At 59.7% G+C, this 21313-nt stretch carries 21 protein-coding genes; 11 read left to right on the plus strand and 10 right to left on the minus strand.

What is annotated here, in order from left to right; translation table 11 throughout:
- The first annotated feature begins 235 nt into the window (after positions 1-235).
- Both AC1RL4_RS17740 and AC1RL4_RS17745 read left to right on the plus strand, forming a co-directional pair.
- Positions 236-484 carry a hypothetical protein gene (locus AC1RL4_RS17740; protein WP_033051512.1) on the plus strand — a complete coding sequence of 83 codons (249 nt, stop codon included), beginning with the start codon at positions 236-238 and terminating at the stop codon, positions 482-484.
- A 212-nt stretch (positions 485-696) separates the two neighbouring features.
- On the plus strand, positions 697-1161 hold the full coding sequence (locus AC1RL4_RS17745; RefSeq protein WP_230175532.1) for a hypothetical protein: 465 nt from the start codon (positions 697-699) through the stop codon (positions 1159-1161).
- Between the two features lie 51 nt (positions 1162-1212).
- Here AC1RL4_RS17745 and dspII read toward each other — a convergent pair whose 3' ends face one another.
- A complete protein-coding gene (gene dspII / locus AC1RL4_RS17750) occupies positions 1213-2325 on the minus strand; it encodes an enoyl-CoA hydratase/isomerase DspII (protein WP_230175533.1) in 1113 nt (370 codons plus the stop codon).
- Between the two features lie 132 nt (positions 2326-2457).
- Here dspII and ung point away from each other — a divergent pair, with 132 nt between their 5' ends.
- Positions 2458-3150 (plus strand): uracil-DNA glycosylase, encoded by a 693-nt coding sequence (gene ung / locus AC1RL4_RS17755; RefSeq protein WP_019580851.1) that lies wholly within the window; start codon positions 2458-2460, stop codon positions 3148-3150.
- A gap of 145 nt (positions 3151-3295) precedes the next feature.
- Here the strand turns inward: ung and AC1RL4_RS17760 are convergent, their stop codons facing one another.
- From AC1RL4_RS17760 to AC1RL4_RS17780, 5 genes are read right to left on the minus strand one after another with little or no spacing between them, the layout of a single operon-like run.
- The gene (locus tag AC1RL4_RS17760; RefSeq protein WP_028939335.1) at positions 3296-4336 is read right to left on the minus strand and encodes an AbrB family transcriptional regulator; all 1041 of its coding nucleotides are present in this window, start codon (positions 4334-4336) and stop codon (positions 3296-3298) included.
- Positions 4329-5843, minus strand: coding sequence for a tripartite tricarboxylate transporter permease (locus AC1RL4_RS17765; protein WP_019580849.1), 1515 nt, complete (start codon positions 5841-5843; stop codon positions 4329-4331). The genes AC1RL4_RS17760 and AC1RL4_RS17765 overlap by 8 nt, the downstream gene beginning before the upstream one ends.
- Before the next feature lies 1 nt (position 5844).
- Positions 5845-6303: a tripartite tricarboxylate transporter TctB family protein gene (locus tag AC1RL4_RS17770; RefSeq protein WP_018926792.1), complete on the minus strand. Its 459-nt coding sequence runs from the start codon at positions 6301-6303 to the stop codon at positions 5845-5847.
- A 58-nt stretch (positions 6304-6361) separates the two neighbouring features.
- On the minus strand, positions 6362-7339 hold the full coding sequence (locus AC1RL4_RS17775; RefSeq protein WP_018926791.1) for a Bug family tripartite tricarboxylate transporter substrate binding protein: 978 nt from the start codon (positions 7337-7339) through the stop codon (positions 6362-6364).
- 39 nt (positions 7340-7378) lie between these two features.
- Positions 7379-8671: an OprD family porin gene (locus AC1RL4_RS17780; RefSeq protein WP_028939336.1), complete on the minus strand. Its 1293-nt coding sequence runs from the start codon at positions 8669-8671 to the stop codon at positions 7379-7381.
- Positions 8672-8905: 234 nt separating this feature from the next.
- Between AC1RL4_RS17780 and AC1RL4_RS17785 the strand changes: the two genes are divergently transcribed.
- Together AC1RL4_RS17785 and AC1RL4_RS17790 are read left to right on the plus strand one after the other, a co-directional pair.
- Complete coding sequence (locus AC1RL4_RS17785) at positions 8906-9577, plus strand: response regulator (RefSeq protein WP_007941432.1); 672 nt, start codon at positions 8906-8908, stop codon at positions 9575-9577.
- Complete coding sequence (locus AC1RL4_RS17790; RefSeq protein ID WP_096479658.1) at positions 9570-10958, plus strand: sensor histidine kinase; 1389 nt, start codon at positions 9570-9572, stop codon at positions 10956-10958. The genes AC1RL4_RS17785 and AC1RL4_RS17790 overlap by 8 nt, the downstream gene beginning before the upstream one ends.
- Positions 10959-11083: 125 nt before the next feature.
- Here the strand turns inward: AC1RL4_RS17790 and AC1RL4_RS17795 are convergent, their stop codons facing one another.
- Both AC1RL4_RS17795 and ygfZ read right to left on the minus strand, forming a co-directional pair.
- Positions 11084-11905, minus strand: a complete 822-nt coding sequence (locus AC1RL4_RS17795) for an HDOD domain-containing protein (RefSeq protein ID WP_019580846.1) — start codon at positions 11903-11905, stop codon at positions 11084-11086.
- Between the two features lie 35 nt (positions 11906-11940).
- Positions 11941-12882, minus strand: coding sequence for a CAF17-like 4Fe-4S cluster assembly/insertion protein YgfZ (ygfZ, locus tag AC1RL4_RS17800; protein WP_230175534.1), 942 nt, complete (start codon positions 12880-12882; stop codon positions 11941-11943).
- Between the two features lie 148 nt (positions 12883-13030).
- Here ygfZ and AC1RL4_RS17805 point away from each other — a divergent pair, with 148 nt between their 5' ends.
- Both AC1RL4_RS17805 and AC1RL4_RS17810 read left to right on the plus strand, forming a co-directional pair.
- Entirely contained in the window at positions 13031-13285 is a 255-nt protein-coding gene (locus tag AC1RL4_RS17805; RefSeq protein ID WP_007941436.1) for an FAD assembly factor SdhE, read from the plus strand.
- Complete coding sequence (locus tag AC1RL4_RS17810) at positions 13269-13721, plus strand: protein YgfX (RefSeq protein ID WP_230175535.1); 453 nt, start codon at positions 13269-13271, stop codon at positions 13719-13721. The genes AC1RL4_RS17805 and AC1RL4_RS17810 overlap by 17 nt, the downstream gene beginning before the upstream one ends.
- Here AC1RL4_RS17810 and nadB read toward each other — a convergent pair.
- Positions 13690-15306: an L-aspartate oxidase gene (gene nadB, locus AC1RL4_RS17815; RefSeq protein WP_019580843.1), complete on the minus strand. Its 1617-nt coding sequence runs from the start codon at positions 15304-15306 to the stop codon at positions 13690-13692. The two genes, AC1RL4_RS17810 and nadB, sit on opposite strands and share 32 nt — an antisense overlap.
- A gap of 556 nt (positions 15307-15862) precedes the next feature.
- Here nadB and rpoE point away from each other — a divergent pair.
- From rpoE to AC1RL4_RS17835, 4 genes are all read left to right on the plus strand, one after another.
- Positions 15863-16444, plus strand: a complete 582-nt coding sequence (rpoE, locus tag AC1RL4_RS17820) for an RNA polymerase sigma factor RpoE/AlgU (protein WP_003172477.1) — start codon at positions 15863-15865, stop codon at positions 16442-16444.
- A 30-nt stretch (positions 16445-16474) separates the two neighbouring features.
- Entirely contained in the window at positions 16475-17062 is a 588-nt protein-coding gene (locus tag AC1RL4_RS17825) for a sigma-E factor negative regulatory protein (RefSeq protein WP_019580842.1), read from the plus strand.
- A gap of 8 nt (positions 17063-17070) precedes the next feature.
- A complete protein-coding gene (locus AC1RL4_RS17830; RefSeq protein WP_019580841.1) occupies positions 17071-18033 on the plus strand; it encodes a MucB/RseB C-terminal domain-containing protein in 963 nt (320 codons plus the stop codon).
- Between the two features lie 246 nt (positions 18034-18279).
- Positions 18280-19710 carry a DegQ family serine endoprotease gene (locus tag AC1RL4_RS17835; RefSeq protein WP_019580840.1) on the plus strand — a complete coding sequence of 477 codons (1431 nt, stop codon included), beginning with the start codon at positions 18280-18282 and terminating at the stop codon, positions 19708-19710.
- Between the two features lie 76 nt (positions 19711-19786).
- On the opposite strand, the gene AC1RL4_RS17840 is transcribed toward AC1RL4_RS17835, so the two are convergent.
- On the minus strand, positions 19787-21220 hold the full coding sequence (locus AC1RL4_RS17840) for a M48 family metalloprotease (protein ID WP_019580839.1): 1434 nt from the start codon (positions 21218-21220) through the stop codon (positions 19787-19789).
- Positions 21221-21313: the final 93 nt, after the last annotated feature.

Raw genomic sequence — 21313 nt, forward strand, 5'->3', positions numbered from 1 at the left:
TAAGCGAGAGCCGTGCCAAGTTGACTTGAGCGCTCTGGCTGGGGGCATGGAAGGGAGGGCGAGACAAACAGGGGAGGGCGCTTTGCCTTGTCATGGTGCGCTGCGCATGGGCATGCACCGTAGAAGGACGGCTAGCCGCTGATCTGAAGGTCGATGCGATCAGGCACTCGGAGCCTGTTTTAAAGTCAAAACAGGTGTGACTCGACTGCCGTTGCAGGTCTTTCAGGAGGCCTCCATGTTCTGTCAGAAAAAGCTCCGCCAAATACTACTCAGTGTGTTTTTTGGTTTGGGTCTGTCCGGGTGTTACTACTACGTAGGTCCTGCCGATGCTTATCCGGCACCTTATTACTACCCCGGCTATTACTCGCCTTACTATTACGGCGGCTATTACGGCCCGCGTGTTTACGGTGGCTATCGCTATTATTACTACGGTGGACACGGACCCCGTTATTACCGCGGTGGATACGGTCGCGGGCACCATTAATCAACTCATGAATACAACGGCGCCTCCGGCTTACGCAGGCGCCGTTTTCTTTTGGGCAGGATGAAAAACCTTTCATCGGCTACTTGTTTCGGCGTGTTACAGAAACGCACCAGATCCCGATTTCACTGTCTGATCTTTCGACAGTCGCCGAACAATTGACTGTCGCCTGCCAGCGTCGCTGGTGTGGCTCACTCGCGGTCCAGGAGGCCGCCATGCTCTGTCGAAAACAGCTCCACCAAATTCTGCTGATCGTTCTATCGGGATTGCTTCTTGGTGCGTGCGTGCCCTATTCCGATGGCGACAGCTACTACCGCTCGGATGTCTACACGTCCCCAGCGCCGTATTACTCCGGTGGCGGGTCTTACTACTCCGATGGTGGTTACTACACAGCTCCGCGCAGGTATTACTCACCGCCAGCACGGTATTACCAGCCATCGCCGCGTTATTACTACCAGCCGCGGGTTTATCAACCGGCGCCGCGCTATTACGACTACCGCGGTAATCAGAATCGCGGATGGGACCGTCATGACCGCGGTGGTTGGGATGGTCGTCGCGACGGTTGGGGCGGCCATAGTCGCGGTAACTGGAACGATGATTCTCGTGGCCACAGTGGGCGGGATCACCGTGGCGAAAGAGGCGATCATGGCGATAACGATGGCCGAGGCGGCCGTCGCTAATTCCTCAATAAAAAGCGGCGCATGAAGCGCCGCTTTTTTTGTGCCCGGATTTCAGTATTCCGACAGATCGGCCAGAGGGTGCCGACCTTCCCAAACCTTGTGAAAATGCGCTTCCACCGCCGCCTCCGGCACCGTGTAGATATCCGGCCAGTGCCAGTGAGGTTTCTGGTCTTTGTCGATCAACCGCGCACGCACGCCCTCGCTGAATTCCGGATGACGGCAGCAATTGAGGCTCATGGTGTATTCCATCTGAAAGACTTGAGCTAGCGACAGGTGCCGGGCGCGGGCGATCTGTTCCCACACCAGATGAGCGGTCAGGGGCGAGCCTTCAATCATGGTGCAGGCCGCACGACTGAGCAGCGGGTCTTTATGAACGCGTAGCGCACTGATGGCCTTCCAGGCACAACGAACGTCGCTGACATCCAGCAACTCGTCGATCTGCTGGCGTCGCGGCAGCCACTGCGCTTCGGGCATTTTTACGAGCGCTTCTTGTTGCAAGGCCTTGAGCAGGCTGTTGAGTTGCATGGCGGTCTGTTCCTGCCAGTTCAATTGCAGCAAACCTTCGATCAGGTCTTGCTGTTGTTGATCGAGCAAAAAGCGATCCGCGAGGTCCAGATCGATTGCATCGCGACCGTTCATCCGGGCGCCGGTCAGGCCGAGAAACAACCCGAGCTTGCCGGGCAACCGCGACAGAAACCAGCTGGCGCCGACGTCCGGGTACAAACCGATACTGATCTCCGGCATCGCCAATCGGCTGCTCGGCGTGACAACCCGAATGCCCGCCCCTTGCAGCAGCCCCATGCCGCCACCCAACACGTAACCATGACCCCAGCAGATCAACGGTTTCGGGTAGGTGTGCAACTTGAAGTCGAGGCGATATTCTGCCGCGAAGAAGTGCGCAGCCAGCGGCGGTACTTCCCCGGGATGGGCGCGACACGCTTCCACCAGACTGCGCACTTCACCGCCGGCGCAAAAGGCCTTGTCGCCATTGCCGCGCAGCAGTACACAAACGATCTGTGGTTCCTTGGCCCAGGCGTCCAGTTGATCGCGCAAGGCGTTGATCATCGGCAAGGAGAGGGCGTTGAGGGACTTTTCGGCATCCAGGCTGGCGATGCCGATGCGTGCGCCGTCGGTGCCGGTGAGTTCTTCGAAGTGCAGATTCATCATGACCTCGATCGGGAATTTGAGCGTTCAGTATGATCGCTCTATAGGAAAATGCCGGATCTGCGTCAGATCAATTGACAAGCGTGATGGGCTTTCCTAGGGTTCGCCCCATTGTTTTTGCCGGATGTAACCATGACTGCTGATGACCGTATCAAACTCGAACCGAGCTGGAAGGAGGCCCTCCGTGCCGAATTCGACCAGCCTTACATGGCAGAGTTGCGCACATTCCTGCAACAGGAGCGCGCGGCGGGCAAGGAGATCTATCCGCCGGGACCGTTGATTTTCAATGCGCTCAATTCCACGCCGCTGGACAAGGTCAAGGTGGTCATCCTCGGGCAGGATCCCTACCACGGCCCGGGTCAGGCCCATGGGCTGTGCTTCTCGGTGCAACCGGGTGTACCGGCGCCGCCGTCGCTGGTGAACATCTATAAAGAGTTGAAACGCGACCTGAACATCGACATCCCCAACCATGGCTACCTGCAGAGTTGGGCGGAGCAGGGCGTGTTGATGCTCAATACCACCATGACCGTGGAGCGGGCGAATGCCAACGCCCACGCGGGCAAGGGGTGGCAGCACTTTACCGACCGGATTATCGAAGTGGTCAGTGAGCACCAGCCGCATCTGGTGTTCCTGCTGTGGGGCGCGCATGCCCAGAGCAAGCAGAAACTCATCGACGCCACCAAGCATTTGGTATTGACGTCGGTTCACCCGTCGCCGCTGTCGGCTTATCGCGGCTTCCTCGGGTGCGGGCATTTCAGTCGGGCGAACAAGTTTCTGGAACAGAATGGCGAGACGCCGATCGAGTGGCGGTTGCCGCCGGTGTGAAGATTGTGGCGAGGGGGCTTGCCCCCGTTGGGTCGCGCAGCGGCCCCAAAACCAACCACACCGAAGTCCTCAGATTTTACGACTGCTTCGCAGCCGAACGGGGCGATGCGGCGTTCCGACAGGCCCCCTCGCCACAGGACTCATATCAGGGAGAATCCGGCTCCCGGTTCCAATACCTGAACAACGGCTCCGCCAAAAACAACACGAATAACAGCCGCATCACCTGCATCGCCGTCACCAGCGGCACCGACAATTGCAGGGTCTCAGCCGTCAAACTCATCTCGGCGATCCCGCCGGGCATCATGCCCAGCGTCAGCGAACGCAGATCCAGATGGGTCAATACACTCAAACCCAGCGCCGCCAGTGTGGCGATCAACATGGTCAAGACCGTGCCGATCAGGGTCCGGCCCATGAAGGACGGCGCCCGTCGGAAGAACTGTCGATTGAAGTGGCAGCCCAACCCGCTGCCGATCAGCCACTGGCCGATCTGACTGCCGCCGTTGGGCAGGCCGATGTGCAGGTCCCAACCAATGCTCACTGTCGCACTTACCAGCAACGGCCCGAACAGCCAGGGGTTGGGTTGCCGCAGGCGCTCCCAAATCCAGGCGGCCAGGGCGCCCGCCGGGAACAGAAGGGCCAGCCACCACCAGTTGACGGTTGCAGCATGCAAGGCCGGCGCACCGTCGCCCAACAGATACTTGAACGCCGCCGGCACACACAACACCACCACCAGCACCCGCAAGCTTTGCCCCGCCGCGACGCGACTGAGCACCGCGCCGTTGCGGGCGCCGAGGTTGACCATCTCCCCGGAGCCGCCGGGCATGCTGGAAAAGAACGCCGTGGCGCGATCTTCACCGGTACGCCGCATCAACCAGACCCCGACCACCGCGGACAGGCTGGTGACCAACGCACCGAAGAAGATCAAACCAAAGTGGCTCAGCACCTGCTCCATCACCACCGGGGTGAAGTGCAGGCCGATGCCGATGCCGACAACCCACTGGCCGCACTTGCGCCCGCCAGGGATTTCCGCCAATTGCCAGGGTGTCAGGCAGCGCACGAGGATGATCGCCAGTAACGAGCCGACCATCCACGGTAGAGGCCAGCCGATCTGGCTGGCGAGGTAACCGCCCAGCAGACCGACCAGCGGTGTACCCCACCAGGCTTTGAAGGGTGTTCGATCAGACATCGGCGATAGCGCGCCGGGCGACCGAACGTTTGCGCCAGATGCGCAGCAGCGGCATCAGCAACATGATTGCAGTCAGCACCCAGCAACCGAACGTGATCGGGCTCGACCAGAGGATTTCCAGTGCACCGTTGGAAATAGACAGCGCGCGACGCAGGTTCTGTTCCATCAGACCACCGAGGATGAAGCCCAGCAGTACCGGCGACAACGGGAAGTCCAGCTTGCGCAGGATGTAGCCGAAGATGCCGATGCCGATCATCAGGAACAGGTCGAAGGTGGTGGCGTGTACGGCATAGACGCCGATCCCGGTGATGATCGCGATCACCGGCACCAGTGCCCAGTTCGGCACGGCGAGGATGCGGGTAAAGATGCGGATCATCGGGATGTTGAGGATCACCAGCATCACGTTGGCGACGAACAACGAGGCGATCAGGCCCCAGACAATGTCCGGTTGCTGCTGGAACAACAGCGGGCCCGGGGTGATGTTGTACAGCGACAGTGCGCCGATCATCACCGCCGTGGTACCCGAGCCCGGAACACCGAGGGTCAGCATCGGCACCAAAGCACCACAGGCTGCGCCGCCGATGGCGGTTTCCGGAGCCGCGAGGCCACGCATGTCGCCTTGTCCGAAAGTGCCCTTGGCACCGGCGATACGTTTCTCGGTCATGTAGGCCACAGCGCTGGCCAGCGTAGCGCCGGCACCCGGCAATACGCCCATGATGAAGCCCAGCAAACCGCAACGGACGTTCACCACGAACACCGCCGAAGCTTCCTTGAAGTTGAACATCATGCGCCCGGTGGCTTTCACCGCTTCCTGGCCACGGTGGGTTTTTTCCAGCAGCAAGAGGATTTCGCTGATGGAGAACAGGCCCAATACCAGCACGACGAACTGAATGCCGTCGGTCAGATGAATGTTATCCCCGGTGAAACGGTATACGCCGCTGTTGGCATCGATGCCGACGCTCGACAGAAAAAGACCGATCAACGCTGCAATGAAGGTCTTCAGCGGTCGGTCGCCGGCCATGCCGCCGAGACAGACAATCGCAAACACCATCAGTACGAAATACTCCGCCGGTCCGAAGGCAATCGCCCATTTCGCCAGCAACGGGGCGAACAGCACCATGCCGCAAGTCGCGATGAAGGCACCGATGAACGAACTCCACGCCGACAGCGACAGCGCTACACCGGCCAGACCCTTGCGGGCCATCGGGTAACCGTCGAGGGTGGTCATGACGGTGGAGGCTTCGCCCGGAATGTTCAGCAGGATGGAGCTGATCCGGCCGCCGTATTCGCAACCCAGGTACACCGCCGCCAGCAGGATCAACGCCGACTCCGGTGGCAGGCCGAGGGCGAACGCGATCGGAATCAGCAACGCCACGCCGTTGATCGGACCCAGCCCCGGCAGCAGGCCGACGACGGTGCCGATCAGGGTGCCGCACAATGCGGTCACCAGGTTGTACGGGCTCAGCGCAACGCCGAAGCCCTGACCCAAATAGCCAAGAGTATCCATATCAGTTCTCCAGAACGTCGAGCACGCCCAACGGCAGTGGCACGTCCATCAACTTGTCGAACAGCAGATAAAGACCGATGGCCATCAGGCTGATGATCACCGCGCTGGGCAGCCAGCGGCCGCCATACAGGCGTGCCATCGGGACCCCGATCAGAATGCTGGCGACGATGAAGCCAAGAGGTTCGAAGGCCCCGGCGAACACCAGCAACAGCGCCACGCAGATGCCGATCTTGATCAGGGTTTCGCGGTCCAGTTTCGGGTCGTCATCGCTGTGCACGATCGGCGCCGGCCGAAATACCATGTACAGCAAGGCCAGGCCCATCAGGCCGAGCATCAGCAGGGGGAAGGCGCGAGGCCCGACTGGTTCGTAGGAAAAAGCCGCTTGATACGGCCACGCCATCAGCGCCAGGCCGACACAGGCCAGCAACAGCACCGAAGCAAAAATGCGTTGTATGAGCATGGGGAACTCCTGGGCCACGACCCCGAGAACCGGGGCCGCAGCCGCTAGACAGAGGCGATCACTGGATCAGGCCGAACTCTTTGGCCAGCACTTTGTAGTCCGCGACCTGCTTCTTCACGTAGGTGTCGAGCTCCGGGCCGGTCATGGCGAACGGGAACAGTTCACGCTGATCGCGCAGCTTGGCGAAGTCCTCGGAGGCCAGCAGTTTGTCGAAGGCGTTTTTCCACCAGGCGTAGTCTTCGTCGCTGACTTTTGGCCCGAGGTAGAAGCCGCGAACCACCGGCCAGACGATGTTGTAGCCTTGCTCTTTAGCGGTCGGAATGTCTTTCATTTCCGGCTCGTCCAGACGCTTCTCGGAGAACACCGCCAGCAGACGCATGTCACCGCTCAGGATGTGTGGCATGGAGTCGGAGATGTCGGTGCTGCCAACCTGGATGTGGCCGCCGAGCAGGGCGGTGGCGATTTCACCGCCGCCTTCGAGGGCGACGTAACGCAGGTCGCGCGGGTTGATCCCGGCCGCCTTGGCGATCAGGGCGGTTTGCATCCAGTCCTGGCTGCCGACGGTACCGCCGGAACCGATCACTACCGAGCTCGGATCTTTCTTCAGGGCTTTGACCAGATCGTCCAAGGTCTTGTAAGGCGAATCGCTTTTCACCGCGATGGCGCCATAACTGGTGCCAACGGCCGCCAACCAGCGCACGGCGCTTTCATCGAAACGCCCGAATTTGCCTTGCGCCAGGTTCAGCAGCGAACCGCTGGACCAGGCCACCAGCGTACCGGCATCGGCCGGGCGCTGAGCGACCACAGCGTTGTACGCCACCGCGCCGACACCGCCGGGCATGTAGGTCACGCGCATCGGTTTGGTCAGCAGTTTTTCGTTGACCAGCGCGCTTTGCGCCAGTTTGCAGGTGAGGTCGAAACCGCCGCCCGGCGAGGCCGGGGCGATGCATTCCGGGCGTTTGGGTTCGGCCAGCAATTGGCCGGCGAACAGCATGATGCCGGTGGCCAGAGCAACTTTACGCAGTGATAGGTTCATTCAAGTCTCCTTAAGAGTTTTTGTTATGGACGTACTGAATTACCAAAGGGCAACGCTATAGCTCACCAGCAGACGCACTTCATCGGCATCGCGAGCGGAGTAGTTGGAACGGTAGGTGGCATTACGCAGGCGTACGGCAACGTCCTTGAGGGCGCCGCTTTGTACGACGTATTTGATCTCGGTGTTGCGTTCCCACTCTTTGCCTTCGTCGCCGTTCTTGAGCTTGATGTTGTCACCGCTCACGTAACGACTCATGAAGCTCAGGCCGGGAATACCGAGTTTGGCGAAGTCATAATCGTAACGTGCCTGCCAGGAGTGTTCTTCGGCGCCGGCAAAGTCGTTGATCTGCACGAAGTTGACCAGGTACGGATCGCTGCCATCGACGTAGGGGAAGGCACTGTCGCCGGACATGTGCTGATAGCCGGCGCTGAGTTTATGCCCGTTCAAGGCGTAGCTCACCAGCCCGTTCAGGGATTTGTTGTCGATTTTGCCGCCGCGGGCCGCGCCTTCGTCGTCGCTGATGGCAAATCGCAGATCGGTACCGAAAGTACCGGGGCCGAACGGTTGCGAAGCGACAACACCGAGGAAGTGCTGGTTGTAGACTTCATCGAGTTGAGCGAAGTGGTAGCTGCCGGTGATCTTGTCGGTGAATTTGTAGTCCACGCCGCCAAAGTCAAAATGCTTACCGGCCACGGTGCCGGCGAAGCGGCTGTTCTTGTTGTTGAGGGCAATGTCTTCGAAGTCGGTGCTGTCGCGGTCCTTGGCTTTCTCCAGGCGGCCGCCGGTGAAGGTCAGGTTCTTGATCTCTTTGGAGGTCAGCATCCCGCCTTCAAAGGTCTGCGGCAGAATGCGGCCGTCGTTGGGCTTGAGAATCGGCAGTTCCGGAATCAGGCTGCCGATTTTCAGTTCCGTGGCGGAGATCTTCACTTTGCCGGTCAGGCCGAGCTTGGAATACTCGTCCGCCGCGCGCCCGTCGTCATGGGTTGGTAGCAGGCCGGTACCGGTGCGGTCCGGACTCGAATCGAGTTTTACCCCCAGCATGCCCAGTGCATCGACACCGAACCCCACGGTGCCGTCGGTGTAACCCGATTGCAGATTGAGCATGAACCCCTGGGCCCATTCGTCCCGCTTGGATTGCTGGGCGCTGGTGCCGTCGCGAAAGTCGCGGTTGAAATACATGTTGCGGGTTTCGAAGGTTGCCTTACTGTCTTCGAAGAAGGCAGCCTGGCTCAACGGCGAAAAGCCGGCGAGGGCGGCGGCGCTGACAAGTGCGGTCTGGCTGAGGCGGGAAAAACGAACAGGCGGGCGAGCCTGAAGCTGCATGGACAGCATGGTGACATACTCCGTTTATTGTTCTTATTTGGCGAAAACGCTTCGAGGCGTTTTTCGTACGCTATGTGCGGTAGCGACGGCAGTCGAAACTGTCCGTGGCTGGACTCTAACCGGCTTACCTTTCGCTAACCTTTCAGCTGACTTTCACGGTTTTCGGGCTTCACAGCGACGGATGCGGCTGTAAACTCCGCGCCAAAGAATGGCGTCGACCATCCCTGAATGAGGTAAAGATCCATGCGTGTTCTGCTCGTCGAAGACCATCTGCAGCTTGCCGAAAGTGTCGCCCAGGCGCTCAAGAGCACCGGGCTGACCGTGGATGTGCTGCACGACGGTGTGGCGGCCGACCTGGCCTTGAGCAGCGAGGAATACGCCATGGCGATCCTCGATGTCGGCCTGCCGCGCATGGATGGTTTCGAAGTGCTGGCGCGCTTGCGGGCCCGGGGCAAGAACCTGCCGGTGCTGATGCTGACCGCCCGCAGCGACGTCAAGGATCGGGTCCATGGCCTGAACCTGGGGGCTGACGATTACCTGGCCAAACCTTTCGAACTGACCGAACTCGAGGCCCGGGTCAAAGCCTTGCTGCGCCGCAGTGTGCTCGGCGGTGAACGCCAGCAGCGCTGTGGCGTGCTGGCCTATGACCTGGACACCCGGCGCTTCACCCTCGGCGAAGAATTGCTGACCCTGACCTCCCGCGAGCAGGCAGTGCTCGAAGCCCTGATCGCCCGTCCCGGCCGGGTGATGAGCAAGGAGCAATTGGCGGCTCAGGTCTTCGGCCTGGACGAGGAGGCCAGTCCCGATGCCATCGAGATCTACGTCCACCGCTTGCGCAAAAAACTCGACGGCCAACCGGTGGCCATCGTGACCTTCCGTGGCCTTGGTTATTTGCTGGAAAGCCGCGATGCATAAGCTCAGCAGCCTGCGTTGGCGGTTGCTGTGGAACCTCGCGCTGCTGCTGGTGGTGTTGATGATCGCCAGTGGTTTGAGTGCGTACTGGAACGGTCGCGAAGCCGCCGACACCGCGTATGACCGGACCTTGCTGGCCTCGGCGCGGACCATCGCCGCCGGCCTGTCCCAGCGCGACGGCAGCCTCAGCGCCAACGTGCCTTACGTGGCCCTCGATACGTTCGCCTACGACAGCGCCGGGCGGATTTTTTACCTGGTCAACGACATTAATCAGAAGCTGATTTCGGGCTACGAAAACCTGCCGGCACCGCCGCCGGGAACGCCGCGCACCGATGACTATCCGGCGCTGGCGCGTTTCTACAATGCCACTTATCAAGGGCAGAACGTGCGGGTGGTCAGCCTGCTCAAAGCGGTCAGCGAACCGAACATGAACGGCATGGCGGAAATCCGCGTGGCGGAAACCGATGAGGCGCGGGTCCGCATGGCGCGCAGCCTGATGGCCGACACCTTGTTGCGGCTGGGCATGCTGGCGATCGGTGCGTTGTTGCTGGTGTGGTTTGCGGTCAGTGCGGCGCTGCGTCCACTGGAGCGCTTGCGTACCGCGGTGGAAGAGCGTCAACCCGATGACTTGCGGCCCTTGCCTCTGGTGGAAGTGCAGCACGAGCTGGGGCCGCTGGTGCGCGCGCTCAATCACTTTACCGAGCGTTTGCGCGGGCAGTTCGAGCGCCAGGCGCAATTCATCGCCGATGCCGCCCATGAACTGCGCACGCCGCTGGCGGCGCTCAAGGCACGTCTCGAACTGGGCTTACGCTCGAGCGAACCCGAAATCTGGCGCAGCACCCTGGAAACGGCCGCCCAGGGTACGGATCGCCTGACCCATCTGGCCAATCAATTGCTCTCGCTGGCACGGGTCGAGAATGGCGCCCGGGCCATCGCCGAGGGCGGTGCGCAATTGCTCGACCTCAGTCAGTTGGCCCGTGAACTGGGCATGGCCATGGCGCCGCTGGCTCATGCACGTGGCGTGGCACTGGCGTTGGAAGCTGACGAGCCGGTGTGGATGCGTGGTGAGCCGACGCTGCTGAACGAGCTGTTGAGCAATCTGGTGGACAACGCACTGGCCCACACGCCACCGGGCGGCAATGTGATTCTGCGGGTCACGGCGCCGGCGGTGCTGGAGGTCGAGGACGATGGTCCGGGAATTCCCCTTGAGGAACGGGAGCGGGTGTTCGAGCGTTTTTACCGGCGCAATCAGCAGGTGGCTGGGTCGGGATTGGGGCTGGCGATTGTCGGCGAGATCTGCCGCGCCCATCTGGCGCAGATCAGCCTGCACGATGGCGAATTGGCGGGGCTGAAAGTGCGGGTAAGTTTTATTGCGGGGGAGTGAACACACTCACACCTGTGGAAAGAGGCTCGTTGTGGCGAGGGAGCTTGCTCCCTTTGGGCTGCGAAGCGGCCCCAAGAAGGGACTGCTGCGCAGTCCAATGGGGGCAAGCCCCCTCGCTACAGAAATCAGTAAAACATCGACCGCGACTCTTCCAGATCCTTGTACATCGCCTCGTTCTCCGGATCGATTCCCAGCTTCTTGAAGGCCGGCACACTGAACGGGTCGATACGGGCCAGGGGATGATCGGTGTCCTTGTGGCAATACAGGCTGGCCACTTGCACCAGATCGACATAGTCGACCCGCGCCGATTGCCGCTTGAAATCCAGATACAGCCCCGGCAATTGCACCAGCATTTCCGGAAAATCCCAGACCCTGAGCAATTTATCGCCGAGCAGCGGATGGATGCGTTCGATCACATGGTTGAGGCTGACCGGGTCTGACAGCAATTCATAGTGATCTTCGGCGTAGGTCAGGATCGGCAGCACGCCAATCTGATGCACCAGCCCGCCGAGCGCCGCTTGATCAGGCTTGAGTTGTGTGTAGCTGCGGCACAACGCATAGCTGACGCCGGCGATTTCCAGGCTTTTGCGCCAGACCTCGCGCATTTTCTGTTCCACCACTTCGGAACGGGCATTGAAAATCTGTTCCATCACCAGGCCGATGGCCAGGTTGCTGCTGTAATTGACGCCCAGCCGGGTGATGGCCGTGTGCAAGTCAGTCACTTCCTGGGTTGCGCGCAGCAACGGGCTATTGACCACTTTGATCAGACGCGCCGACAGCGCGGTATCGCGGCCGATCACTTTGCTCAGGGTGCTGACACTGATTTCCGGGTCTTCGGCGGCCTTGCGAATCTGCAGGGCCACTTCCGGTAATGTTGGCAGAACCAGGTCATCATTATCGATGGCCTCAACCAAATCCTGTTGGACCTTATCCGCCAGCTCACTCATTTCTTTTCTCTAGGGTATTGCGACAAGTGCTGCTGTTAACGCTGGATTTCGCGATCACGATCCAGTTGGTAAGGCAGGTCGAGCAAGTGCAGGCCCGGGCCTTCGAGTGCGCCAAGGTGCAGGTTGCCATCTTCTGCAGCTTCGGCTTGCAGCACGGCCAGGAGTTCAATGTTCTGCTCGGTGCGAGCAGCGATCACCACTTCACCAATCGAACTGCCGTGAGTCGGGGAGAACAGTGGCGTGCCGGGTTCAGGCAGTTCGCTACCTTCCAGTTGCAAGCGATACAGACGACGCTTGAGTTTGCCCAGGTATTGCATGCGCGCAACGATTTCCTGGCCAGTGTAGCAACCCTTCTTGAAGCTCACGCCGCCGACGGCTTGCAGATTGAGCATCTGCGGGATGAATAGCTCGCGGGTGCTTGGCATGACCTGGCCGATCCCAGCGCGGATCTGGCCCAGCAGCCATTGATTCAGTTCGCCTTCGGCCAGCAGGACGGACAGCTTGCCCTTGATGGTGTCGGCTTGATCGGCGTTCACCCAGAGTTCAGCGCGCTCAGGCGAGACGCGAAGGGCGATCAGGCCGTCATTACGCACGACGCTGTCGGTGCCTGCCGGTAGCGCCAGGCCCAGGCTGGCCAGTGCCGCATCGCCATGCTCAAGGCCAAAACGAACCCAGCCGGTACTTTCGTCGGTCAGTTTCGATTTGGAGAACACCGCGTACTTTTTCAGGTCCGCCAATTGCGGCTCCAGCAGCTCGCTGGCCATCGCCATGAGCACACCGTCGCCTTCCAGCAGAATGCGGAAACTCGACTGCATCCGGCCTTTCTGCGTGCAACGCGCGCCAAGGCTTGCCTGGGTGTCGCTCAGGTAATTGAGGTTGCAAGTCAATTGGCCTTGCAGGAATTTGCTGGCATCCGAGCCGCGTACCGCGAGAACGCCTTCGTGAGACAGGGTGCAGAAAAAAGCAGAATCGGCCATGGGTCATCGCAGGGTAAAGAGTCTGAGGGACATCATAAGGGGGCGCCCTTGAAATGGGTAGTTCACAAAGGATCGTCAGTGCCGACCAAAGCCGACTGTTCGACTCGCCTCGGGGCTGTATACTTGCGGCCTATTTGAGGAGCGCTCCATGGTCGATAACGTTGAACTGAACCGCCTCTTTTGGCACAGCCGTCGCGGCATGCTGGAACTTGACGTGCTTCTGGTGCCGTTCGTGAAAGAGGTTTACGCGAATCTGAACGAGGTAGATCGCGCGCTGTATGTCCGCCTGCTGGAGTGCGAGGATCAGGACATGTTCGGCTGGTTCATGGAACGCGCCGAATCGGAAGATCCGGAGCTGCAGCGCATGGTTCGCATGATCCTGGATCGTGTCCAGCCCAAGTAATGCGTTCGAATGCCGCTGGCATGCCTCACGGCAATTGCTGGTGGCCTATCTTCTCGCCCAGCTGTTCGCATTCAGCTCGCTGTTTCTTCTCTCGATACCACTCTGGGCCAATCTGCTCGGCGTAGCGTTGTGCGTGGCTCACAGCATGTGGGTATTGCCGCGACAGATTCTGCTGACACACCCACAGGCCTTTCGCGGCTTGCGTCGCGATGCCGATGGTTGGCAGTTGTGGAGTGAGGCGCAAGGTTGGCAACCCGTACAGCTACGGCCGGACAGCCTGGCGCTGCCGTTGGTTGTGGTGCTGCGCTTTCGCCTGCGGGGCGAGCGAGGCGTCAGGGCGATATGCGTGCCGCGGGATTCGCAGGCGGCGGATGTGCACCGACGCCTGCGGGTTCGGCTCAAGTTCAGTCGGCGTAGGTGGGCGGCACCAGAATAGTGTCCAGGGCGACCGGCAGCAGGTTCGGGTAGTCGAGGGTGTAATGCAGGCCGCGACTTTCCTTGCGTTCCATGGCCGACCGGATCATCAGGTCTGCTACCTGAGCCAGGTTCCTCAGCTCGATCAGGTCTCGGCTCACTTTATAGTTGCTGTAGAACTCGTCGATTTCGTCCAGCAACAACTGCACTCGGTGCTGGGCTCGTTGCAGGCGTTTGTTGGTGCGCACGATGCCCACATAGTCCCACATGAATCGCCGCAGTTCGTCCCAGTTGTGCGCGATGATCACGTCTTCGTCAGAGTCGGTGACCTGGCTGGCATCCCAGACGGGCAGGGCGGTCGGAATCGACACCTCTGGCAACTGCTCAAGAATGTCCGCCGCCGCCGAACGGGCATAAACGAAACACTCCAGCAGCGAGTTGCTGGCCATGCGGTTGGCGCCATGCAGGCCGGTGAAGCTGGTTTCACCAATCGCATACAGGCCCGGCACGTCGGTGCGGCCCCGCTGATCGACCATCACGCCGCCGCAGGTGTAGTGCGCCGCCGGCACCACCGGAATCGGTTGTTTGGTGATGTCGATGGAGAATTCCAGGCAGCGCTCATAGACCGTCGGGAAGTGCGTCTTGATGAAGTCTTCAGGCTTGTGGCTGATATCCAGGTAAACGCAGTCGATACCCAGGCGCTTCATCTCATGGTCGATGGCGCGGGCGACGATGTCCCGTGGTGCCAGTTCGGCCCGTGGATCGAAGCGCTGCATGAAGCGTTCGCCGTTGGGCAGCTTCAAGTGTCCGCCTTCGCCGCGCAGGGCTTCGGTGATCAGGAAACTCTTGGCTTGCGGGTGATAAAGGCAGGTCGGGTGGAACTGGTTGAACTCCAGGTTCGCCACCCGGCAGCCTGAACGCCAGGCCATGGCGATGCCATCACCGCAGGCGCCATCAGGGTTGCTGGTATAGAGGTAGACCTTCGCCGCGCCGCCCGACGCAAGGATCACGAAGCGCGCACCGTAAGTGTCGACTTCACCCGTGCTGCGGTTGAGGACGTAGGCGCCGAGGCAGCGGTCGCCTTCAAGGCCCAGGCGCTTTTCGGTGATCAGATCGATCGCGACCCGCTGTTCCAGCAGCTCGATGTTGGGCCGCTGTATGGCCTGATCGAGCAGGGTTCTGAAGATCGCCGCACCCGTCGCATCGGCGGCGTGGATGATGCGTCGATGGCTGTGACCGCCTTCGCGGGTCAGGTGAAACTCGAAACCGCCGTCTTCGGTGCCGGATTGTTCGTCACGGGTAAAGGGTACGCCTTGGTCGATCAGCCATTGAATCGCTTCTCTGCTGTGCTCGACGGTAAAGCGCACGGCGTCTTCATGGCACAGGCCACCCCCGGCGTTGAGGGTATCGTCGACGTGGGACTCGACAGTATCGGTGTCATCCAGGACGGCGGCGACACCTCCCTGGGCCCAGAAGGTCGAGCCATTGGCGAGGTCGCCTTTGCTCAATACCGCGATGCGCAAATGACCGGGCAAGGTCAGTGCAAGGCTCAAGCCGGCAGCACCGCTGCCAATTACCAGAACATCGTGTTGAAACTGTTGGCTCATTTCAGGATTCCGCTCAAAGCGACCCGGTTCGGGGTGGCGCTGGACATCTGGACAGGCGAGGTCAGACAACCGCACAGCCCTCTAGTATATAGAGGGGGGGAGCGGCACAATAGTCGAGCCCACATGGCATTGTGAAACTACTGTGACGGAAAAGACTGGACGCTTCGTCGGAAGTTTTTTTGCATGCTTTGGCGACAAGGCGACTGTATCGTGGATTTAACAGTCTTTTTCGCTTCACGGTTGCACAATGTCGGTGTCAGGCGGCTATAAATATGGAACTTTTGCCAAAGGCTCAAGATCAATAGAAGGTTGCCTGAAACAAGGAACAGTGTCGGTTTCGGTGCGGGACTTGCGGTTAGGTCCTTGCTGACGAATCCGATGACAAGATTATTCGCGCAGCCTGGGTTTCCCGCGCTGCGTTTTTCGTGCGTGCCAAATCAGAGCCCGCAGGAAACTTGCTTGAAGGGGGAGAACTTTTGCGAAAAGCCCGAGTCTATGTTTGCAAGTCTGGTCGTTCAGTAATGCAAGCCTCCTTCGAGCTTATCGAGGAGTGTTCATGCTAACCCAGGAAGAGGATCAGCAGCTGGTCGAGCGCGTTCAACGCGGCGACAAGCGAGCTTTCGATCTGCTAGTGCTGAAATACCAGCACAAAATTCTCGGGTTGATCGTGCGTTTCGTGCACGACACCCATGAAGCCCAGGATGTCGCACAGGAAGCCTTTATCAAGGCATACCGTGCACTTGGTAATTTTCGCGGAGACAGCGCGTTTTATACGTGGCTTTACCGTATCGCCATCAACACGGCGAAAAACTATCTGGTTTCACGCGGCCGTCGGCCGCCGGATAGCGATGTCAGTTCCGAGGATGCAGAGTTCTACGATGGCGATCATGGCCTCAAGGATCTCGAGTCGCCAGAACGTGCATTGCTGCGGGATGAGATCGAAGGCACCGTCCATCGAACCATTCAGCAACTGCCAGAAGATTTGCGTACGGCTTTAACTTTACGTGAATTCGATGGTCTGAGTTACGAGGACATTGCCAGCGTCATGCAGTGTCCGGTGGGTACCGTGCGCTCCCGGATTTTCCGCGCCCGGGAGGCCATCGATAAAGCCCTGCAGCCGTTGTTGCAGGAAAACTGAGACAGCGGCGACAGCCAAGAGAGGAACGCCATGAGTCGTGAAGCCCTGCAGGAATCGCTGTCCGCAGTGATGGATAACGAAGCGGACGAACTGGAATTGCGTCGGGTATTGAATGCCTTTGACGATGTTGAAACCCGCGATACCTGGGCTCGTTACCAGATCGCTCGGGCGGTCATGCATAAGGACCTGCTGCTTCCTCGTCTGGACATCGCTGCGGCAGTCTCTGCTGCGCTGGCTGACGAAGCCGTACCGGCAAAAGCCTCCCGCGGTCCATGGCGCAGCCTGGGTCGTTTGGCAGTCGCTGCTTCGGTGACCATTGCCGTGCTGGCAGGTGTACGTCTGTACAACCAGGACGAGATCGCAGGTGTCGAACTGGCTCAGCATTCTAATCAGCCAGGTCTGACCACTCCTCAGGTCAAGGGCCCCGCTGTATTGGCAGGCTACAATGAGAGTTCGGATGCCACTGGCCCTATGGCCAACGGCGTATTGCAAGGTCAGCCAGGCTGGCACGATCAGCGTCTGCCAGGTTACTTGCGCCAACATGCTCAACAGGCTGCACTGAAAGGTACTGAGAGCGCTCTGCCTTACGCTCGTGCAGCAAGCCTGGAAAACCGTTAAGGAGGATCATGCGCGCCATACCTCTACTTACGCTTCTGCTCAGTGGCTGGTTTATTGTTCCAGCCCACGCCGATGAAGCCCAGGACTGGCTGAAGCGTCTGGGACAGGCGGAGCAAACGCAGAGCTTTCACGGTACTTTCGTCTACGAGCGTAACGGTAGTTTTTCTACCCATAACATCTGGCATCGCGTCCAGGATGGCAAAGTCCAAGAGCGTTTACTTCAGCTCGACGGTTCGGCCCAGGAAGTCGTGCGCATTGATGGGCATACTCAATGCGTCAGCGGCACCCTGATAGCAGGGCTGGGGGACTCACCCAACTCCGCTGCTCGTGCACTCGATCCACAAAAGCTAAAGAATTGGTATGACCTTGCCGTCATCGGCAAGTCGCGCGTGGCCGGGCGTTCGGCGGTGATCGTCTCGTTGACGCCTCGCGATCAGCACCGCTATGGTTTTGAGCTGCATCTGGACAAGGAAACAGGCTTGCCGTTGAAGTCATTGTTGCTCAATGACAAAGGGCAACTGCTGGAACGGTTCCAGTTCACCCGGCTGGATACTGCCGAGGTGCCTTCCGACAGCGATTTGCAGGCAGGTTCCGAGTGCAAGCCCATTAACCTGGATAGTGACAAGGCGTCCGCCGTCAAGACTGCGCAGGTCTGGCATTCGGACTGGTTGCCGCCAGGTTTCGAACTGACCAGCAGTACCTCTCACAAGGATCCGGATACCAAAGTCCAGGTCAACAGTTTGATGTTCGACGACGGTCTGGCCCGATTCTCGGTGTTCCTTGAGCCATTGAATGGGGCAACAGTCACCGACACCCGTACCCAACTGGGGCCAACAGTCGCTGTGTCCCGTCGCTTGACCACTCCGCAAGGCGAAATAATGGTGACCGTGGTCGGTGAAATACCGATAGGCACCGCCGAACGGATTGCGCTGTCCATGCGCAACGATGCCGCGGCTACCAACAAGCAGTGAGCTGATCAGCCATGCTCGTCAATTGGGGCTGTAGGGTGCGGGAGGTCGGCAATAGCTGCCCCGTCGCTGAGGCTTCGAAATGTTTTGCCGAGCATTTTCATTTGCAAATATCCCGAAAATTTTTTATAGGTCAGAGCCCCTCGGCTCTGGCCTTGTTTGTTGTTCCCGGAACAAAGATACCGGCGTATCGTTTCCGGTGTTCCTTGCTCCATATCGCTTAACCATGCTCGTCGTAACGGGAGCCGTATGTCGATACCACGCTTGAAGTCTTATCTCTCCATTTTTGCCACCGTGCTGGTGCTCGGTCAGGCGGTCACTGCGCAAGCGGCCGACTTGCCTGACTTCACGCAACTGGTCGAGCAGGCCTCGCCCGCGGTGGTGAATATCAGTACTACCCAGAAGTTGCCGGAACGCAAAGTGTCCAGCGAGCAAATGCCTGACCTTGAAGGCTTGCCGCCGATGCTGCGTGAGTTCTTTGAGCGTGGTATGCCACAGCAGCCACGCTCACCTCGTGGCGATCGCCAGCGCGAAGCGCAGTCCCTGGGGTCGGGTTTCATCATTTCGTCTGACGGCTACATCCTGACAAACAACCATGTGATCGCCGATGCCGATGAGATTCTCGTGCGCCTCGCCGATCGCAGTGAGTTGAAAGCCAAGTTGATCGGTACCGATCCGCGTTCCGACGTCGCCTTGCTGAAAATCGAAGGCAAGAACCTGCCGGTTCTGAAGCTCGGCAAATCGCAGGACCTGAAAGCCGGTCAGTGGGTCGTGGCCATCGGCTCGCCGTTCGGCTTTGATCACACAGTGACCCAAGGCATCGTCAGTGCCATCGGTCGCAGCCTGCCGAACGAAAACTATGTTCCGTTCATCCAGACCGACGTGCCGATCAACCCGGGTAATTCCGGTGGTCCGCTGTTCAACCTGGCCGGTGAAGTGGTCGGCATCAACTCGCAGATCTACACCCGCTCTGGCGGCTTCATGGGCGTGTCGTTCGCGATCCCTATCGATGTGGCGATGGACGTTTCCAATCAGCTGAAAAGCGGCGGTAAAGTCAGCCGTGGCTGGTTGGGTGTGGTGATCCAGGAAGTGAGCAAGGATCTGGCCGAGTCGTTCGGTCTTGAGAAACCGGCCGGTGCGTTGGTGGCTCAGATCCAGGATGACGGTCCGGCTGCCAAGGGGGGCCTGCAAGTGGGCGACGTGATCCTGAGCATGAACGGTCAACCGATCGTCATGTCCGCCGATCTGCCGCACTTGGTGGGTGCGCTGAAGGCCGGCTCGAAAGCCAATCTTGAGGTGATCCGCGAAGGCAAACGCAAGAATGTCGAGCTGACCGTCGGCGCTATCCCTGAAGAAGGCAAAGAGCTGGACGCCCAGCCTAAATCTGGCGCAGAGCGCAGCAGCAATCGCCTGGGTGTTTCCGTGGCCGAATTGACCGATGAGCAGAAGAAAGCCTACGACCTTAAAGGTGGTGTGGTAATCAAGGACGTGCAGGACGGTCCTGCTGCTCTGATCGGCTTGCAGCCTGGTGATGTGATCACTCACCTGAACAACCAGGCGATCGGCTCCACGAAGGAGTTCACCGAGATTGCCAAGGCGTTGCCGAAGAACCGCTCGGTGTCGATGCGGGTTCTGCGCCAGGGGCGCGCCAGCTTCATCACCTTCAAACTGGCTGAATAAACCGGTTGTCGGCTGAATAAAAAACCGCCTCGAAAGAGGCGGTTTTTTTTGTATCTGAATTTTGTCCCTGAAGCAGTCAGCCCATCATGTCCTTGATCATGCGTTCCTGTTCCATCAGCTCGCGTTGCCGTGCGTCTATCCGCGATGACAGCGGGAAGTTGCTGCCCGCCTTGCGCTTGGCGAAGTCCAGTTGCTGGATCGCCTGGCGATAATCGCCGACTAGTGCGAAGTACTCTGCACGAGCCTGATGCAGGCCGATGATGTTGCCAGACAGACCACGAGTCTCGGCCACCAGGTACCAGACGTCCGGATCTTCGGGACGGGTCTTGAGCAGGTTCTCCAGCGCCTTTTCCGCATCGGCTGCTCGATTCTGCTTGAGCAGCAGGTCAACACGCACCTGATTCAGCGGGTAGTTGCCCGGATACTGAGTCAGCATCCGGTCAACCCGTGACTGAGCATCGGGCAGACGATTATTGGTGATGTCCAGATCGACCTGCGCCAGGTTGTAGATGATCTCGTTCGGCGATTTGGCCAGCAGCTGCTTGAGGTTCTCGCGAGCTTCATTCAGCTGGCCGCCCTTGATCTGGGCGATTGCCAGGCCATAGCGCGCGACGTCGTTTTTCGGGTTTTCATCGAGTTGGGCGCGGAAGCGCTTGGCACCCAAGCCTGGGGTTTCTTCATAGATCAGCTGCACACGTGCACGAATCAGCTGATAACGCATACTGTCTTCGATACCGCCCGGCTTGGCCTGTTCGGCGCGGTTGCGGGTGTCGGCGATACGCGATTCGGTCACCGGGTGAGTGAGCAGGAATTCCGGCGGCTTGGCATCGTAGCGGTACTGGCGCATCAGTCGTTCGAACATGGTCGGCATCGAGCGCGGATCGTAACCGGCCTTCTCCAGATTCATGATGCCGATACGGTCGGCTTCCTGTTCGTTCTGGCGCGAGAAGCGTCGTTGTTCCTGCATTGCCGCCGCCTGGGTGCCGGCAATGGTTGCGATCCCGGCATCGCCTGCACCGGCAGCGGCGATCACGATCCCGGCCAGCAGCGCCGCCATCATGGGCACTTGCATGCGTTGCGAGGCTTCGACGCCACGGGCGAAGTGACGCTGCGACAAGTGGGCCAGTTCGTGGGCCAGAACCGAGGCATATTCGCCTTCGGTCTGGGCATTGAGGAACAAGCCGCCGTTGACGCCGACGATCCCGCCCGGCGCGGCAAAAGCGTTGAGCTGTGGGCTGTTGATCAGGATGAACTCCAGGCGCCGGTCATTGACCTGGCTGGTCTCCACAAGCCGGTAGACGCTGGACTCGACATAATCCTTGAGTTGCGGATCGTTGAGTTGCGACACCTGGCTGCGCAGCATCGCCAGCCACGCACGGCCCAGTTGGTATTCCTGTTGCGGCGAGACGATGGCAGAACTGGCGTCACCGAGTGACGGCAAGTCGTCGGCGAAGCCCGGTGAGGCGAGCAGGCAAGCGAGCGTCAGCAGGGTAGGGCGCAAAAAAGTCATGCACAAAGCCTTAGTCGACAAAGACCTTACTGTAGCCGGACACTACGCTTGGGACCAGATATTCTAAGCGGCTTAACCCCTGCCCAGGAGTGA

Source organism: Pseudomonas sp. GW822-FHT07A10, assembly GCF_058798795.1.

Coding starts and splice junctions, on each gene's coding strand:
- rpoE (WP_003172477.1), top strand. CDS start 15,863: ATGCTAACCCAGGAAGAGGATCAGCAGCTGGTCGAGCGCGTTCAACGC.
- AC1RL4_RS17785 (WP_007941432.1), top strand. CDS start 8,906: ATGCGTGTTCTGCTCGTCGAAGACCATCTGCAGCTTGCCGAAAGTGTC.
- AC1RL4_RS17790 (WP_096479658.1), top strand. CDS start 9,570: ATGCATAAGCTCAGCAGCCTGCGTTGGCGGTTGCTGTGGAACCTCGCG.
- AC1RL4_RS17765 (WP_019580849.1), bottom strand. CDS start 5,843: ATGGATACTCTTGGCTATTTGGGTCAGGGCTTCGGCGTTGCGCTGAGC.
- ung (WP_019580851.1), top strand. CDS start 2,458: ATGACTGCTGATGACCGTATCAAACTCGAACCGAGCTGGAAGGAGGCC.
- AC1RL4_RS17795 (WP_019580846.1), bottom strand. CDS start 11,905: ATGAGTGAGCTGGCGGATAAGGTCCAACAGGATTTGGTTGAGGCCATC.
- AC1RL4_RS17770 (WP_018926792.1), bottom strand. CDS start 6,303: ATGCTCATACAACGCATTTTTGCTTCGGTGCTGTTGCTGGCCTGTGTC.
- AC1RL4_RS17825 (WP_019580842.1), top strand. CDS start 16,475: ATGAGTCGTGAAGCCCTGCAGGAATCGCTGTCCGCAGTGATGGATAAC.
- AC1RL4_RS17740 (WP_033051512.1), top strand. CDS start 236: ATGTTCTGTCAGAAAAAGCTCCGCCAAATACTACTCAGTGTGTTTTTT.
- ygfZ (WP_230175534.1), bottom strand. CDS start 12,882: ATGGCCGATTCTGCTTTTTTCTGCACCCTGTCTCACGAAGGCGTTCTC.
- AC1RL4_RS17780 (WP_028939336.1), bottom strand. CDS start 8,671: ATGCTGTCCATGCAGCTTCAGGCTCGCCCGCCTGTTCGTTTTTCCCGC.
- AC1RL4_RS17760 (WP_028939335.1), bottom strand. CDS start 4,336: ATGTCTGATCGAACACCCTTCAAAGCCTGGTGGGGTACACCGCTGGTC.
- AC1RL4_RS17830 (WP_019580841.1), top strand. CDS start 17,071: ATGCGCGCCATACCTCTACTTACGCTTCTGCTCAGTGGCTGGTTTATT.
- AC1RL4_RS17835 (WP_019580840.1), top strand. CDS start 18,280: ATGTCGATACCACGCTTGAAGTCTTATCTCTCCATTTTTGCCACCGTG.
- AC1RL4_RS17805 (WP_007941436.1), top strand. CDS start 13,031: ATGGTCGATAACGTTGAACTGAACCGCCTCTTTTGGCACAGCCGTCGC.
- nadB (WP_019580843.1), bottom strand. CDS start 15,306: ATGAGCCAACAGTTTCAACACGATGTTCTGGTAATTGGCAGCGGTGCT.
- AC1RL4_RS17775 (WP_018926791.1), bottom strand. CDS start 7,339: ATGAACCTATCACTGCGTAAAGTTGCTCTGGCCACCGGCATCATGCTG.
- dspII (WP_230175533.1), bottom strand. CDS start 2,325: ATGAATCTGCACTTCGAAGAACTCACCGGCACCGACGGCGCACGCATC.
- AC1RL4_RS17840 (WP_019580839.1), bottom strand. CDS start 21,220: ATGACTTTTTTGCGCCCTACCCTGCTGACGCTCGCTTGCCTGCTCGCC.
- AC1RL4_RS17745 (WP_230175532.1), top strand. CDS start 697: ATGCTCTGTCGAAAACAGCTCCACCAAATTCTGCTGATCGTTCTATCG.